The organism is Nonomuraea thailandensis, assembly GCF_024172165.1.
Lineage (GTDB): Bacteria > Actinomycetota > Actinomycetes > Streptosporangiales > Streptosporangiaceae > Nonomuraea > Nonomuraea thailandensis.
In genome coordinates this window covers 2,805,626-2,823,413 of record NZ_JAMZEB010000002.1, presented here as the reverse complement: position 1 = coordinate 2,823,413, position 17,788 = coordinate 2,805,626, and the positions used below count along the sequence as shown (strand labels likewise).

Genomic DNA, 17,788 nt, shown 5'->3' with positions numbered 1-17,788 from the left:
GGTAGAACGCCGACGGCGTCTGGCTCAGCACGGTGACGCGCTCGCGTTCGAGCAGGGCGAGGAACCGCTCCGGCGATCGCGACACCTCGTACGGCACCACCACGACGCGCCCGCCGTGCAGCAGCGCCCCCCACAGCTCCCACACCGAGAAGTCGAACGCGAAGGAGTGGAACCAGCTCCACACGTCGTCGGGCCCGAACCCGAACAGCGGGCGGGTCTGCGCGAACAGCCCGGTGACGTTGGCGTGGGTGACCGCCACCCCCTTGGGCAGGCCGGTCGAGCCGGAGGTGTAGATGACGTACGCCGGATTGTCCGGCGTGGGAGTCCGCCGTACCCCTGCCGCCGGCGTCTCCGGCCCGGCGGGATCGTTCACGAGCAGCCACGGCACTTCCGCGGGCAGCCGGTCACGCAGCTCCATGGTGCTCAGCACGCACCGCGCTCCGGCGTCCGCCAGCGAGTACGCGATCCGCTCCACCGGATACGCCGGATCCAGCGGCAGGTAGGCGCCACCCGCCTTCAGCACCCCCAGCATCGCCACCACCAGGTCGGTCCCGCGCTCCATGCACACACCGACCACCGACTCCGGCCCGATCCCCTGCCCGATCAGCAGCCGGGCCAGCCGGTCGGCGCGGGCGTCGAGGTCCGCGTACGTGACCTCGACACCGCCGGCCACCAGTGCGGTCGCGTCCGGCGTACGCGCGGCCTGGGCCTCGAACAACTCGGGCACCGTGGCGGGCCGGGCCGGGACCGGGGCTGCGTTCCACGCGGTGAGCAGGCGATGCCGCTCGTCCTGGTCGAGCAGTTCGACCGATCCGACGCGAGCCTCGGTGTCGCTGACAAGCAGGTCCAGGAGCCGGGTGAGCCGGTCCGCGACGCGACCGACCGAGCCCGGATCGAACAGGTCGGCGGCCCCGATCAACGATCCCCGCACACCGGCCGGGGCGCCGTCGGGGCCGAAGGTCTCGACGAGGCGAGCGTCCAGGTCGAACTTCGCGACGGGCGGCCCGGCAGCCAGCTCACCGGTCCGCGCTCCTGGCAGGTCCAGCGCGGCCTCGGCGGTGTTCTGCAGCGTCAGCATCACCTGGACGAGGGGATGCCGGGCGCGTGACCGCGCCGGGGCGAGCTCCTCGACGAGCCGCTCGAACGGCACGTCCTGGTGAGCCAGGGCCTCCAGGCTCGTCCGGCGGACTCGGTCGAGCAGTTCGCGGAAGGTCGGGTCGCCGGTCAGGTCGGTGCGCAGGACGAGCGTGTTGACGAAGAATCCGACGAGATCGTCCAGCGCCTCGTCGGTGCGTCCCGCGTTCGTGGCGCCGATGGGAACGTCGGCCCCGGCGCCCAGCCGTGACAGGAGCACCGCGAGGGCGGCCTGGACCACCATGAACGTGGTCACGCCCTCGTTCGTCGCCACCTCGGCCAGGCGGGCATGAACCTCGGCGGGAATCTCGATCGGCACGCTGTGCCCCTGGTGGGAGGCCACCGCGGGGCGCGGGCGGTCGGCCGGCAGGTCCAGCTCCTCCGGCAGGCCGTCCAGCGTCTGCCGCCAGTAGGCGACCTGGCGCGAGATCATGCTGTCCGGGTCCCGGTCGTCCCCGAGCAGGTCGCGCTGCCAGAGCGCGTAGTCGGCGTACTGGACGGGCAGCGGCTCCCACCGCGGCGCGGCGCCCGCGCGGCGGGCGGCGTAGGCGGCGGAGAGGTCCCTGGCCAGCGGCGCCCGTGACCAGCCGTCGCTGGCGATGTGGTGGATCACCACCACCAGCACGCGCTCGTCGATCAGCCAGGCCCGGATCGGCACCTCCGACGCCAGGTCGAAGGCGTACCCCGTCGCCTCGGCGACCCCCAGGTCCGCCGACGACACCCGCTGCATGCGCCAGACCAGCTCGTCCGGGTCGAGAATCCGCTGGTAAGGCTGACCGTCGACCACGGGGAAGGTCGTGCGCAGCACCTCGTGCCGCTCGATCACGTCCCGCAACGCCAGCCCCAGTGCCTCGCCGTCCACGTCGCCGTCGAGCCGGACCACGATCGGGATGTTGTAGGTCGCGCTCGGCCCTTCCAACTGGCCGATGAACCACAACCGCTGCTGCGCGTACGACAGCGGCACCCGCTCCGGCCGCGCCACCGGCGCCAGCGCCACCCGGGCCGTCCCCGCCTCGCCCAGCCGACCCGCCAGCGCGGCCACCGTCGGCGCCTCGAACAACACCGGCAACCCCAGCTCCACCCCCAACAGGGCCCGGACCCGGCTGACCAGCCGCACCGCCAGCAGCGAATGCCCACCCAGAGCGAAGAAGTCGTCGTCCACGCCGACTACGGGCAGCCCCAGCACCTCGGCGAACGCCCGGCACAACAACTCTTCCTGCACCGTGGCCGGAGCCCGCCCGCCACCAGCGCCGTGCTCAGGCGCCGGCAGAGCCCTGCGGTCGAGCTTGCCGTTCGCGGTCAGCGGCAACGCGTCGAGCGCGACGATCGCCGACGGCACCATGTAGTCGGGCAGCCGGTCCGCGGCGTAGCGGCTCAGGAGGCCGGCCACCCCTTCCGCACCCACGACATAGGCCACCAGCCTGTCCTCACGGGCGATCACCGCCGCCTGGGCCACCAGCGGATGCGCGGCCAGCACGGCCTGCACCTCACCCGGCTCGATCCGGAACCCACGGATCTTCACCTGGTCGTCCACGCGGCCCAGGAACATCAGTTGCCCGTCGGCCGACCATCGGACGCGGTCGCCGCTGCGGTACATGCGGGCGCCGGGCTCGAACGGGCAGGCCACGAACCGCTCCGACGTCAGACCAGCCCGCCCCACATACCCACGAGCCACCTGCACACCCGCGATGTACAACTCCCCGGCCACCCCCGGCGGCACCGGCCGCAACCGCCCATCCAGCACATACACCCGGCAGTTCGCGATCGGCCGCCCGATCGGCACCCACTCCCCCACCCCCGCCGACGCCTCGAACACACAACAACCCACCACCGTCTCCGTCGGCCCGTACTCATTGACCACCACCGACCCCGGCGACCGCGCCAGCAGCGAGCGAACCAGAGCACCCGGCAACGCCTCACCACCCACCACCCACGTCCGCCCCACATCAGAGCCCACCGTCTCAGCAAGCAGCCCCAGATGCGCCGGAACCACCTTCACCAAGCCCAGACCATCCGACAACACCCCGGCCAGCCCCTCAGCACCACCCTCTGTACTGACCACCACCGCCGCCCCCGACACCAACGGCACCCACACACTCGTCACCGTCAAGTCGAACCCCACCGACGAATGCAACGGAGCACCCTCACCCACCCCATAAACACCCGCCGCCCAGCCCACATAGTTCGCCAGCCCCGCCTGCGTCACCACCACACCCTTCGGCCGCCCCGTCGAACCCGAGGTGTAGATCACATAAGCCACCTGATCCCCCGACACCACCCGATCCGGCCTCACGCCGGAGGCGGCCCCCAGGCGCAGCCGGGTGAGGGTGTCGTCGAGCACCAGCATCCGGCCCCCGCCCGCCGGAAGTTCCTCCGCGATCTCCTCGCTCGTGACGGTCAGCACCGCACGACTGTCGGCCAGCATGAACGCGATCCGCTCCACCGGCTGCCCCGGATCGAGCGGAAGATAGCCCGCCCCCACCTTCCACACCGCCAGCAACGCCACCACCAGATCCACCCCACGCCCCAAACACACCCCCACCACAGACTCGACCCCCACCCCCTCCCCCACCAGCACCCGAGCCAGCCGATTGGCCCGCCCCTCCACCTCCGCATACGAAACGACCTCACCACCGCACCGCACCGCCACCGCATCCGGCGTCCGCTCCACCTGCACCTCGAACAACTCCACCACCGGCACACCCAACCCACCCGCCACCGTGGCGTTCCACTCCTCCACCACCAGCCGCCGCTCGCCCTCATCGAGCACGTCAACCGCTTCGATCCGGGTCCGCGGGTCGGTCACGAGCAGTTCCAGCACGCGGGCGAGCCGCGTCGCGATCCGCCCGACCGAGGCCGGGTCGAACAGGTCGGCCGCCCCGATCACGGACCCGCGAACCCCGGCGGGCGCCCCCTGAGGATCGAAGACCTCGCCGAGGCGTACTTCCAGGTCGAACTTGGCCACGGACGCCCCGGCCGGGAGGCCGGCCGTCCGGGCGCCGGGCAGGTCCAGCACGGCCTCGGCCATGTTCTGCAGGTCGAGCTGCACCTGGAACAGCGGGTGCCGGGCCCGCGACCGGCTCGGGGCCAGCTCCTCGACGAGCCGTTCGAACGGCACGTCCTGGTGGGCGAGGGCCTCCAGGCTCGTCCGGCGCACCCGGGCGAGCAGCTCCTGGAACGTCGGGTCGCCGGACAGGTCGGTGCGCAGCACCAGCGTGTTGATGAAGAACCCGACCAGGTCGTCCAGTGCCTCGTCGGTACGTCCCGCGTTGGCCGTGCCGATGGGGATGTCGGTGCCCGCGCCCAGCCGCGACAGCAACACCGCCAGCGCGGCCTGCACCACCATGAACGTGGTCGCCCGCTCGGCCCTGGCCACCTCCGCCAGGCGGGCGTGGACGTGGGCGGGGATCTCGATCGGCACGCTGTGCCCCTGGTGCGAGGCCACCGCGGGCCGGGGCCGGTCGACCGGCAGCTCCAGCTCCTCCGGGACGCCGGTAAGGGTGCGCCGCCAGTACGCCGTCTGCCCGGAGATGAGGCTGCCCGGATCGTCCTCGTCGCCGAGCAGGTCGCGCTGCCAGAGGGCGTAGTCGGCGTACTGGACCGGCAACGCCTCCCACGCCGGCGCCCGCCCCTCGCGCCGCGCCGCGTAGGCCGCCGACACGTCCTTGGCCAGCGGCGCCCGCGACCAGCCGTCGCTGGCGATGTGGTGGATCACCACCACCAGGACCCGCTCGTCGAACAGCCACGCCCGGATCGGCGCCTCCGACGCCAGGTCGAAGGCGTACCCCGTCGCCTCGGCGACCCCCAGGTCCGCCGACGACACCCGCTCCATGCGCCAGACCAGCTCGTCCGGGTCGAGAATCCGCTGGTAAGGCTGACCATCGGCGACCGGGAAGACCGTCCGCAGCACCTCGTGCCGCTCGATCACGTCCCGCAACGCCGCCCCGAGCGCGTCGAGGTCCACGTCACCGTCGAGCCGCAACACGATCGGCACGTTGTACGTGGCGCCGGGGCCTTCGAGCTGCCTGATGAACCACAGCCGTCGCTGCGCGTACGACAACGGCACCCGCTCCGGCCGCCGCTCCACCGCCGTCAGCGGAAGCCGGGCCGCGCCCATGTCCCCGAGACCCGCGGCGAGTCCGGCGACCGTCGGGGTGTCGAACAGGGCGCGGATCTCGATCTCGACGCCGAGCAGGGCGCGGATGCGGCTGACCAGGCGGACGGCGAGCAGGGAGTGGCCGCCGAGCGCGAAGAAGTCATCGTCGACGCCGACCGCCGGGAGCCCCAGCACCTCGGCGAACGCCGCGCACAGGGCCTCCTCCCGCGCGTCGGCCGGGCCGCGCCCGGCACCGGCCGCGGCGGCGTGGTCGGGCGCGGGCAGGGCCTGCCGGTCCAGCTTGCCGTTACTCGTCAGCGGCAGCGCGTCCAGCACCACCCAGGCCGACGGCACCAGGTGATCCGGCAGCCGATCGGCGGCGAACCTGCGCGCCGCCGACGGCAGCTCACTCGCGTCCTCCGCGTCACGCGCCACCAGATAACCGACGAGGCGGACGTCGCCGGGCGCTTCCTCCCGGGCCACGACGACCGCCTGGTGCACGCCCGGGCAGGCGGCCAGTGCCGCGGTGACCTCGCCCGGCTCGACGCGGAAGCCGCGGATCTTGACCTGGTCGTCCACCCGGCCGGCGAACACCAGCCTGCCGTCCTGGGTCCAGCGGGCCCGGTCGCCGGTGCGGTACATGCGGGCGGCCGGCTGGAACGGGCAGGCCACGAACCGCTCCGCGCTCAGCGCCGGACGGCCGAGGTAGCCGCGGGCCAGCTGGGCGCCGGCCACGTAGAGCTCGCCGGTGACACCCGGCGGCACCGGGGTCAGGTGCTCGTCCAGGACGTAGAAGGCGGTGTTGGCCACGGGGGTGCCGACCGGGATCACCCCTGCCTCGGTGAGGCGGGTGGTGGCCACGCCGATCGTGGTCTCGGTGGGCCCGTAGTGGTTGAACACCGCGCACCCACGCTCGCCGGCCTGACCCAGCACCTGCTCCAGCCAGCCCGGGGCCGCCGCCTCCCCACCCAGCACCAGCGACCTGGCCGGCAGCACCCCCGGACCCATCGCCGCCAGATGCGAGGGCACCATCTTGACGAAGTCGACGCGACCCTCCTCCAGCACCACACGCAACGCCTCCGGATCGGTCGCCACCTCCTCCGCCACGACATGCACCCGGCCACCGAGCGTGAGACCGGCGAACACGATCGTGTTCCCCAGATCAGTGGCCTGACCCTGCACCAGCGCATACCGGCCACCATCCATCCCGAGCCGCCCCGGAACCGAACCCACATAGTTGGCCAGCGCCGCCTGCGTCACCACCACACCCTTCGGACGCCCCGTCGAACCCGAGGTGTAAATGACATACGCGGCCTGGCCACCGTGAACCTGGCGGGCAGGGGCGACGGTGGCCGCCATCGACAGCCGCATCGCGGTGAACACGTCATCCAGCACCAGCACCCGGCCCCGGCCCGCCGGCAACTCCTCAGCGATCTCCGCACTCGTGACCGTCAGCACCGCACGACTGTCACCGAGCATGTAGGCGATCCGCTCCACCGGCTGACCCGGATCAATCGGCACATACGCCGCCCCCGCCTTCCACACCGCCAGCACCGCCACGATCAGCTCCACACCCCGCTCCAGACACACCCCCACCACCGACTCCACCCCGACACCCTCACCGACCAGGACATGAGCCAGCCGATTGGCCCGCTCATCCAACTCGGCATACGAAACCTCCTCCGGCCCCACCAGCGCCACCGCACCCGGCTGACCCACCACCCGGGCCTCGAACAACTCCACCACCGGCGCACCCAGCCCATCGACCGCCGTGGAGTTCCACCCCTCCACCACCCGGAGCCGCTCACCCGCATCCAGCAGATCCACGCGGCTGAGCCGCGTACCCGGCTCGGAGCTCACCGTCTCCAGCACCCGCACCCAATACCGCATGATGCGCTCGGCCCACTCCGGATCGAACAGATCCGTGGCGACCGTCACCGAACCCCGCACCCCCGCCGGCGCACCCTCGCCGTCGAACGCCTCGCTGACCATCACGTCGAGGTCGAACTTGGCGGCCGTCCGCCCGGTCCCGGCCACGGGAGCCGGGCCTGTCCGCACGCCCGGCAGATCCAGCTCGGCGGCGATGGTGTCCTGCTTGGTCAGCACCACCTGGAAGAGCGGGTGCCGGGCCATCGACCGCGACGGCGCCAGCTCCTCCACCAGCCGCTCGAACGGCACGTCCTGGTGGGCGAACGCGGCCAGGCTCCGCTCCCTGACCCGGGCCAGCAGGTCGCGGAACTCCGGATCGCCGGACAGGTCCGCCCGCACGACCAGCGTGTTGACGAAGCAGCCCACCAGGTCGTCCAAGGCCACGTCCGTACGGCCGGCGTTGGCCGACCCGATCGGAATGTCGGTCCCCGCGCCCAGCCGCGACAACAGCACCGCCAGCGCGGCCTGCAACACCATGAACACCGTCACACCCTCGGCACGAGCGACCGCGACAAGCCGCGCATGCACCTCGGCCGGAACCAGCAACGGCACACTGTGACCCCGATGAGAGGCCACGACCGGACGCGGCCGATCGAACGGCAACGCCAGCTCCTCCGGCGCCCCCGCCAGGGTGTCGCGCCAGTAGGCCATCTGCCCGGAGACCAGGCTGCCGGGATCGTCCTCGTCGCCGAGCAGCTCGCGCTGCCACAGCGTGTAGTCGGCGTACTGGACGGGCAGCGCCTCCCACGCCGGGGCCCGCCCCTCACGGCGGGCCGCGTACGCCAGCGAGAAGTCACGCGCCAGCGGCGCCATGGACCAGCCGTCGCTGGCGATGTGGTGGACGACGACCACCAGCACGCCGCCGTCGAACAACCAGGCTCGGATCGGCACCTCCGACGACAGGTCGAACGCGTGCCCCACCGCCTCGGTGACCGCGTTTTCGAGCCCGTCCCCGGCTTCGCAGGCGGACAGCTCCCAGTTCAGCTCGTCCATCCCGACGACCCGCTGGTACGGCTCGCCGTCCGCGACGGGGAAGACCGTCCGCAGCACCTCGTGCCGCTCGATCACGTCCCGCAACGCCGCCCCGAGCGCCGCCACGTCCACGTCACCACCGAGCCGCACCACGATCGGCACGTTGTAGGTCGCGCTCGGCCCCTCCAACTGGCCGATGAACCACAACCGCCGTTGCGCGAATGACAACGGCACCCGCTCCGGCCGCTCCACCGGCGTCAGCGCGGGCCGGGCCCGCCCGGCGCCGGTCAGCCGCTCCGCCAGCCGGGCCACCGTCGGCGCCTCGAACAGGGCCCGCAAGGGCACCTCCACGCCCAGCACCGACCGGACGCGGCTGATGAGCCGCACCGCCAGCAGGGAGTGCCCGCCCAGCGCGAAGAAGTCGTCGTCGACCGCCACCTGCGGCAGCCCGAGCACCTGCGCGAACACTCCGCACAGGAGCTCCTCGCGGGCGTCGGCCGGGCCGCGTCCCGCCGCGCCGCCGTAGTCGGGGGCGGGCAGGGCCTTGCGGTCGAGCTTGCCGCTGGTGGTGACGGGCAGGGCGGGCAGGGTCACGAGCGCGGCCGGCAGCATGTGGGCGGGCAGCCGTCCGGCGGCCATCGCCCGTACCGAGTCGGTGTCCACCTCCTGCGGCACGAGGTAGGCGACCAGCCGCCTGTCCCCGGGTACGTCCTCGCGCACGACGACCGCCGCCTGCGTCACCTGGGGGTGGGCGGCGAGCACCGCCTGCACCTCGCCCGGCTCGATCCGGAACCCGCGGATCTTCACCTGGTCGTCACCGCGGCCGGCGAACACCAGGCGGCCGGTCCCGTCCCAGCGGGCCCGGTCCCCGGTCCGGTACATCCGCCCGCCCGCCGGCCCGAACCGATCGGCCACGAACCGCTCCCCGGTCAGCCCGGGACGACCCGCGTAGCCGCGGGCCACCTGCGCCCCGGCCAGGTACAGCTCGCCCACCACGCCAGGCGGCACCGGGGACAGCCACTCGTCGAGCACGTAGGCGCGCACGTTCGCGTGCGGCCCGCCGATGGTCACCTCGCGGTCCGCCGACAGGTCGTCGGTCATCGCCGCGCACACGGTCACCTCGGTCGGCCCGTACGCGTTGACGAGCCGGCGCCCGGCTCCCCAGCGCGCCACGAGCTCCGAGCCGAGGGCCTCACCGCCGGCCACCACGGTCCGTACCCCGGCCAGTTCCTCCGTGCGCATCACGCCCAGGAGCGAGGGGGGCACCAGCAGGTGCGACACCCCGTGCCGCTGGATCACCCCGGCCAGCCCGGCCCCCGGCAGCAGCTCCGCGCTGTCGGCCACCACGAGGCAGCCGCCCGACCACAGCGCCGCCAGCAGTTCCCAGCAGGCGGCGTCGAAGCCGGGCGAGGCGAACTGCAGCACGCGGTCGCCCTCGCCGGCCTCCCAGCCGCCGGCCGCCAGCAGGTTCACCGCGCCCGCGTGGGTGACCACCACGCCCTTGGGCCGCCCGGTCGAGCCGGAGGTGTAGATGACGTACGCCGCGGACTCGGGCACCAGCCGCACGTCCAGCGGTGCGCCCGGGTGCGCCGCCGGGTCGTCCGCCATCACCCGCGTCAGGCCGTCCGGCACCAGGTGTGCCAACGGCGGCGAGGTCACCACCGCCACCGCGCCCGCGTCCGCCATCGAGTACGCGATCCGCTCCACCGGGTACGCCGGATCCACCGGCAGGAAGGCGCCGCCGGCCTTCAGCACGCCCAGCACCGCCACGACCCAATCGAGCCCCCGGCCGACGCACACCCCCACCACCGACTCGGGCGCCACACCCCGGGCCGCCAGCGCGCGGGCCAGCCGGTCGGCTCGCTCGTCCAGCTCGGCGTACGACACCCGGACACCCTCCCCGACCACCGCGAGGGCCCGGGGCGTCCGCCGTACCTGTGCCTGGAAGAGGTCCACCAGCGACGAGCCGGTCACCTCGCCGGCCGTGTCGTTCCACTCGGCCAGCACGCGGCGCCGTTCGCCGGCGTCGAGCACCTCCACGGCGCTCAGCCGCGTCTGCGGCTCGGCGGTCAGCGACGCCAGCACCCGCGTCAGCCGCCCGGTCAGCCGCTCGGCCGTCTCCCTGTCGAAGAGGTCCGCGGACGCCACCAGCGAGCCGCGCACCCCCGCGGGCCCGCCATGGGCGTCGAACACCTCGCCGAGCAGCACCTCGAGGTCGAACTTCGCCACCGCCGCACCGGCCGACACCCGCCGGGCCTGCGCCCCCGGCAGTTCCAGCACGGCCTCGCCGGTGTTCTCCAGGGTCAGCATCACCTGGAACAGCGGGTGCCGCGCCATGGACCGCGACGGCGCCAGCTCCTCGACCAGCCGCTCGAACGGCACATCCTGATGCGCGAACGCCGCCAGGCCGGACTCGCGTACGCGGCCGAGCACCTCGCGGAACGTCGGGTTCCCGGACAGGTCGGTACGCAGCACCAGCGTGTTGATGAAGAACCCGACGAGATCGTCCAGCGCCTCGTCGGTGCGTCCCGCGTTCGCCGCGCCGATGGGGAGGTCGGTCCCGGCGCCCAGCCGCGACAGGAGCACCGCGAGGGCGGCCTGGACCACCATGAACGTGGTCACGCCCTCGGCCCGCGCCACCTCAGCCAGGCGCGCGTGCACCTCGGCCGGCACCTCGATCGGCACCGTGTGCCCGCGATAGGAGGTCACGGCAGGACGCGGCCGATCGACCGGCAGCTCCAGCTCCTCCGGCGCCCCGGCCAAGGTCTCCCGCCAGTACGCGACCTGCCGCGAGATCATGCTGTCCGGGTCCCGGTCGTCCCCCAGCAGCTCGCGCTGCCACAGGGCGTAGTCGGCGTACTGGACCGGCAGCGGCGTCCACTCCGGAGCCCGCCCCTCGCGCCGTGCCGCATAGGCCATCGACACATCCCGCGCCAGCGGCGCCCGCGACCAGCCGTCGCTGGCGATGTGGTGGATCACCACCACCAGCACGCGCTCGTCGATCAGCCAGGCCCGGATCGGCACCTCCGACGCCAGGTCGAAGGCGTACGCCGCCGCCTCCTCCACCGCCATCGACGTCACCCGGGCCATCTCCCACACCAGCTCCCCAGGTGCGAGAACGCGCTGGTATGGCTGACCGTCGACCACGGGGAAGGTCGTGCGCAGCACCTCGTGCCGCTCGATCACGTCCCGCAACGCCGACCCCAGTGCCTCGCCGTCCACGTCCCCGTCGAGCCGGACCACGATCGGGATGTTGTAGGTCGCGCTCGGCCCTTCCAACTGGCCGATGAACCACAACCGCTGCTGCGCGTACGACAGCGGCACCCGCTCCGGCCGCGCCACCGGCGCCAGCGCCACCCGGGCCGTCCCCGCCTCGCCCAGCCGATCCGCCAGCGCGGCCACCGTCGGCGCCTCGAACAACACCGGCAACCCCAGCTCCACCCCCAACAGGGCCCGGACCCGGCTGACCAGCCGCACCGCCAGCAGCGAATGCCCGCCCAGAGCGAAGAAGTCGTCGTCCACGCCGACCTCGGGCAGCCCCAGCACCTCGGCGAACGCCTGGCACAACAGCTCTTCCTGCACCGTGGCCGGAGCCCGGCCCGAGCCCGCACTGTGTTCAGGTGCCGGCAGAGCCCTGCGGTCGAGCTTGCCGTTAGCGGTCAACGGCAACGCGTCGAGCGCGACGATCGCCGACGGCACCATGTAGCCGGGCAGCCGCTCGGCCACGAACCGCCGCAACAGCTCGGCCACCCCTTCGGCCCCCACGACGTACGCCACGAGCCGGACGTCACCCGGCGTGTCCTCACGAGCGATCACCGCCGCCTGGGCCACCAGCGGATGCGCGGCCAGCACGGCCTGCACCTCACCCGGCTCGATCCGGAACCCACGGATCTTCACCTGCTCATCGGTCCGGCCGAGGTACTCCAATTCTCCGCAGGCGTTCCACCTCGCGAGGTCGCCGCTGCGGTACATGCGGGCGCCGGGCTCGAACGGGCAGGCCACGAACCGCTCCGACGTCAGACCAGCCCGCCCCACATACCCACGAGCCACCTGCACACCCGCGATGTACAACTCCCCGGCCACCCCCGGCGGCACCGGCCGCAACCGCCCATCCAACACATACACCCGGCAGTTCGCGATCGGCCGCCCGATCGGCACCCACTCCCCCACCCCCGCCGACGCCTCGAACACACAACAACCCACCACCGTCTCCGTCGGCCCGTACTCATTGACCACCACCGACCCCGGCGACCGCGCCAGCAACGAGCGAACCAGAGCACCCGGCAACGCCTCACCACCCACCACCCACGTCCGCCCCACATCAGAGCCCACCGTCCCAGCAAGCAACCCCAGATGCGCCGGAACCACCTTCACCAAGCCCAGACCATCCGACAACACCCCGGCCAGCCCCTCAGCACCACCCTCTGTACTGACCACCACCGCCGCCCCCGACACCAACGGCACCCACACACTCGTCACCGTCAAGTCGAACCCCACCGACGAATGCAACGGAGCACCCTCACCCACCCCATAAACACCCGCCGCCCAGCCCACATAGTTCGCCAGCCCCGCCTGCGTCACCACCACACCCTTCGGCCGCCCCGTCGAACCCGAGGTGTAGATCACATAAGCCACCTGATCCCCCGACACCACCCGATCCGGCCTGACAGCGGGCACGGCCGCCAGGCGCAACGTCGTCAACGGGTCATCGAGCACGACCAGCCGCGCGGGCCCGGCCGGCAGCTCGTCGGCGATCTCCGAGCTGGTCACCGTCAGCACCGCACGACTGTCGGCCAGCATGAACGCGATCCGCTCCACCGGCTGCCCCGGATCGAGCGGAAGATAGCCCGCCCCCACCTTCCACACCGCCAGCAACGCCACCACCAGATCCACCCCACGCCCCAAACACACCCCCACCACAGACTCAGCCCCCACCCCCTCCCCCACCAGCACCCGAGCCAGCCGATTGGCCCGCCCCTCCACCTCCGCATACGAAACGACCTCACCACCACACCGCACCGCCACCGCATCCGGCGCCCGCTCCACCTGCGCCTCGAACAACTCCACCACCGGCACACCCAACCCACCCGCCACCGTGGCGTTCCACTCCCCCACCACCAGCCGCCGCTCGCCCTCATCGAGCACGTCCACGTCGCCGAGCGGCAGCTCCGGGCCTCCGTCCAGCGCCGTCTCCAGCGCGGAGACCAGGCCGGCCGTGGCGGTGCGGACCAGGCGGGCCACCGCGCGGGGCTGGATGGGCGCGACGGCGTCGATGGTCAGCGACAGCGGGCCGCCGTCGTCGTTGACGGCCACGGCGAGGGGGTAGTTGGTGCGGTCGTGGGTGAAGACCGTGCGGACGCCCTCAAGGCCCCCTCCGCCCCGGCCGGTGTTGCGGCGGTAGTTGAAGAACGAGGTGAACAGAGGAGTGTCGCCGGTGACGCCGCTGGCCCGCTGGGCGACGGCCAGGGAGGCGTGCTCGTGCTCCAGCAGTTCGCCGAGTTGGTCGCGCATCGCCGACACGGCGGCCAGGACGCCCGGCTCGCCGGTGCGCACGCGGACCGGGAGGGTGTTCATGAACGGGCCGGGTACGCGGTCGGAGCCCATGCCGGCGTTCATGCGGCCGAACAGGACGGTGCCGAAGACCACGTCGGCACGGCCGCTGATGGCGGCGAGCGCGCGGGCCCAGGCGACGTGCATCACCGGCGCGGGGCTGACGCCCATGCGGAGCGCGACGGCGCGCAGGCGGCCGGTCAGCTCGGGTGAGAGGCCGAGTTCCTCGCGGACGACTCCGGCGCCGTCGCCGCGGGCGTTCATGACGCCGTACGGGGCCGTCGGTTCGTGGACGTCGCCCAGCAGGTCGGCGAAGTAGCCGGCGTGCTCGCCCGCGCCGCCGCCGCGGGCCTGGGCCACGAAGGTCCGGAACGGCAGCGGCTCGGGCAGCGTGCCGCCGCGTCCGGTCAGGAAGGCCTGGACCTCGTCGAGCAGGACCTCCTTGGCCGTGTGGTCCTGCACCATGTGGTGGATGCGGAGCAGGGCCAGCCATCGGCCGTCACCGCCGGGCCGGGCGGCGGTGTGCACCCTGATCAGCGGGGCGCGGCCCAGATCCATCGACGACCCGCCGGCGGTCACGAGGCCGGCGACGGGGTCCGTTCCGCCGGGGTCGAGCGTCACCTCCTCGACGGGCAGGGCGGCGTGGCGCCACACGACCTGTACGGGTTCGCGTAGCCCGTCCCAGACGATGCCGGTCCGCAGGATGTCGTGCCGGTCCACCACGCGCTGCAGGGCGTCGAGGAAGGCGTCGAGCCGGTCGCGGGTGTCGAACTCGGCGACCGTCGGCAGCGCGTACGCGTCGTCGCCGCCGCCCGCCAGCAGGTGGTGGAAGAGCAGGCCCTCCTGCAGCGGGGCGAGCGGGTAGACGTCGGCGACGTTGGCCGCGCCGCCCTCGACGGTGGCCACGACGCGGTCGATCTCGTCGGCGGTCAGGCCGGCCAGCGGCAACATCCCGGGCGTGATCCGGGTGGCTCCGGCGGGGATGAGGTTGTCCGGCACCGTCACGGGTCTCGCGCCCGACGACCAGGCGAGACCCGCCGGGGTCGGGGACTGGAACAGCGCGCGCACCGACACCTCGACGCCCTGCTCGCGCAGCCGTTCCACCAGGCGGATGGCCAGCAGGGAGTGGCCGCCCAGCGTGAAGAAGTCGTCGTCCACGCCGGCCTCGGGCAGGCCGAGCACGTCGGCGAAGGCGGCGCAGACGATCTCTTCGCGGGGGTTCGAGGGGCGGCGGCCGGTGCCGGTCTCGTAGGCGGGGGCGGGCAGGGCGCGGCGGTCGAGCTTGCCGTTCGGGGTGAGCGGCAGGTCGTCCAGGACGACGACGGCCGACGGCACCATGTACTCGGGCAGCCGGCCGGCCGTGAAGGCGCGCACGGATTCCGGCAGGCCGGGCGCGTCGTCCGCGGGCACGACATAGGCGACCAGCCGGGTCTCGCCGGGCGTGTCCTCGCGCGCGACCACCGCGGCCCGCGCCACCGACGGGTGGGCGGCGACGGCCGCCTGCACCTCGCCCGGCTCGATCCGGAACCCGCGCACCTTGACCTGCTCGTCGGCGCGCCCGGCGAAGACGAGCCGCCCGTCGCCGGTCCATCGCACCAGGTCGCCGGTCCGGTAGAGCCGCTCGCCCGTCGCGAACGGCGAGGCCACGAACCGTTCGGCGGTCAGCGCGGAGCGGCCCACGTAACCGCGGGCGACCTGCGCGCCGGCGATGTAGAGCTCGCCCGCCACGCCGGGCGCCACCGGCTCCAGGAAGTCGTCCAGCACGAACATGCGGGTGTTGGCGAGCGGGCCGCCGAACGGCAGCGCGCCGCTCTCGCCGGGGTCCACGTGCCCGGCCGCGGTGATCACGGTGGCCTCGGTCGGCCCGTACGCGTGCACGAGCCGCCGTTCCCGAGCCCAGTCCCTGGCCAGGCCGGGCGGCATGTGCTCCGAGCCCACGACCATCGCCTCGACACCGGGCAGGTCGCCCGTCTCCAGGACCGCGAGCAGCGAGGGGACGACGCTGGCCGAGCGCACGCCGGTCGTCTCGACGAGCGCGCGCAGCAGGGCGGGCTCCGCGCGCTCGGCGGCGCTCGCCACGACCAGCGTGCCGCCGCGGGCCAGGGTGACCGCCACGTCCAGCACCGAGGCGTCGAACGTGAACGACGCGAACTGCAGGACCGGCACGCCCGGGCCCACCTCCATCAGCGGCCCGAACACCGAGACGAGGTTGGCGAGGGACGCGTGCTCGACCGCCACGCCCTTCGGCCGGCCGGTCGAGCCGGAGGTGTAGATGACGTACGCCAGCTCGCCGGCCAGGGGCCGCTCCGCGGGCGGCGTGCCCGGGCAGGCGCCGAGGCGGGGGTCGTCGAGGCGTACGGCGTGGGCGGCGCCGAGCGTCTCGTCCCGGTCGGTCACCAGCACGCGCACGCCGCTGTCGGCGACGGCGAAGGCCAGGCGGTCGGCGGGGTGGGCGGGGTCGAGCGGCACGTAGGCGGCGCCGGCCTTCCACACCGCGAGGATCGCCGTCACGATGTCGGCGCCGCGTGGCAGGCACACCCCCACGATGGACTCCGGGCCGACGCCGAGCGTGATGAGGTGGTGGGCGAGGCGGTTCGCCCGGGCGTCGAGGTCGGCGTAGGTGATCCGGGTGCCGTCGTGCACGACCGCGGTGGCGCCGGGCGTGCGTGCCGCCTGCGCCGCGAACAGCTCCGGCACCGTGCCGGACGGGATCTCGCCCGCCGTGTCGTTCCACTCGACGAGCAGCTTGTGGCGCTCCTGCGCGCTGAGCACGCCCGTCTCGCTCAGCCGGGTCCCGGGCTCGTCGACGACCAGCGTGAGCACGCGCCGCAGCCGCTCGGCGAGCAGCCCGGCCGACTCGGCGGTGAACACGTCCGCCGCCACGATCACCGAGCCGCGCAGCCCGGCGGGAGCGCCGTCGTCGTCGAACAGCTCGCCGGCGCTGACCTCGACGTCGAACCTGGACACCGCGCCGCCGCCGCTGCCGGGCACGACTCCCCCGGCGCGCACACCCGGCAGGTCCACGGCCGCCTGGGCGACGTTCTGCACGGTGAGCAGCACCTGGAACAGCGGGTGGCGGGCCAGCGACCGGCTCGGCGTCAGCTCCTCGACCAGCTTCTCGAAGGGCACGTCCTGGTGGGAGAACGCCGACAGGCTCGTCTCCCGCACGCGCGCGAGCACCTCGCGGAAGCCGGGGTCGCCGGACACGTCGGTCCGCAGCACCAGCGTGTTGACGAAGAAGCCGACCAGGTCCTCCAGGGCGACGTCGGTGCGCCCGGCCACCACCTGGCCGATCGGGATGTCGGTGCCCGCGCCCAGCCGCGACAGCAACATCGCCAGCGCCGCCTGTATCACCATGTACGTCGTGACGCCCTCGCGCCGCGCCACCTCGGCCAGCCGGGCGTGCGCGTCCGGCGGCAGCTCGAACGGCGCGCTGTGGCCGCGGTGCGTGGCGACCGGCGGGCGCGGCCGGTCGAACGGCAACGCCAGCTCCTCCGGCGCCCCGGCCAGGGTCTCCCGCCAGTAGGCGAGCTGGCGCGCCATGAGGCTGGCCGGATCGTTCTCGTCGCCGAGCAGCTCGCGCTGCCACAGCGTGTAGTCGGCGTACTGGACGGGCAGCGGCTCCCAGCCCGGCGCCCGGCCCTCGCGGCGGGCCGCGTACGCCTCGGAGACGTCGCGGGCCAGCGGCCCCTTCGACCAGCCGTCACCGGCGATGTGGTGCAGCACGACCGCCAGCACGTGATCGTCCGGCCCCGCCGAGAACAGGCACGCCCGGATCGGCACCTCGGCGGCCAGGTCGAAGGTGTGCTCCCACACCTGGCCCACCGCCGCGGCCAGATCGGCCGGCGGCGGCAGCTCGACCTCCTCCAGCCGCCAGTCGAGGCCGTCCATGCCGAGCACGCGCTGGTACGGCTCCCCGTCGGCCACGCCGATCACCGTCCGCAGCACCTCGTGCCGCTCCAGAACGTCACGCAGCGCGGCGGCCAGCGCCCGCTTGTCCACCCGGCCCGCCAGCCGCAACGCCACCGGGATGTTGTAGGTCGCGCTCGGGCCGTCGAGCCGCTCGATGAACCACAACCGGCGCTGTGCGAATGACAACGGAATCAT

General features: G+C 73.4%; 1 protein-coding gene (only partly in view). It reads right to left on the bottom strand.

The genetic code is table 11. The annotated features are described in order from the left end of the window. Positions 1 to 17,788, bottom strand: the 5' portion of a protein-coding gene (locus tag HD597_RS16680) for a non-ribosomal peptide synthase/polyketide synthase (protein ID WP_253743204.1). Its footprint begins 1,085 nt before the window's first position; 17,788 of the gene's 18,873 nt are visible here — the first part of the coding sequence; the start codon lies at positions 17,786 to 17,788; its stop codon lies beyond the left edge, outside the window.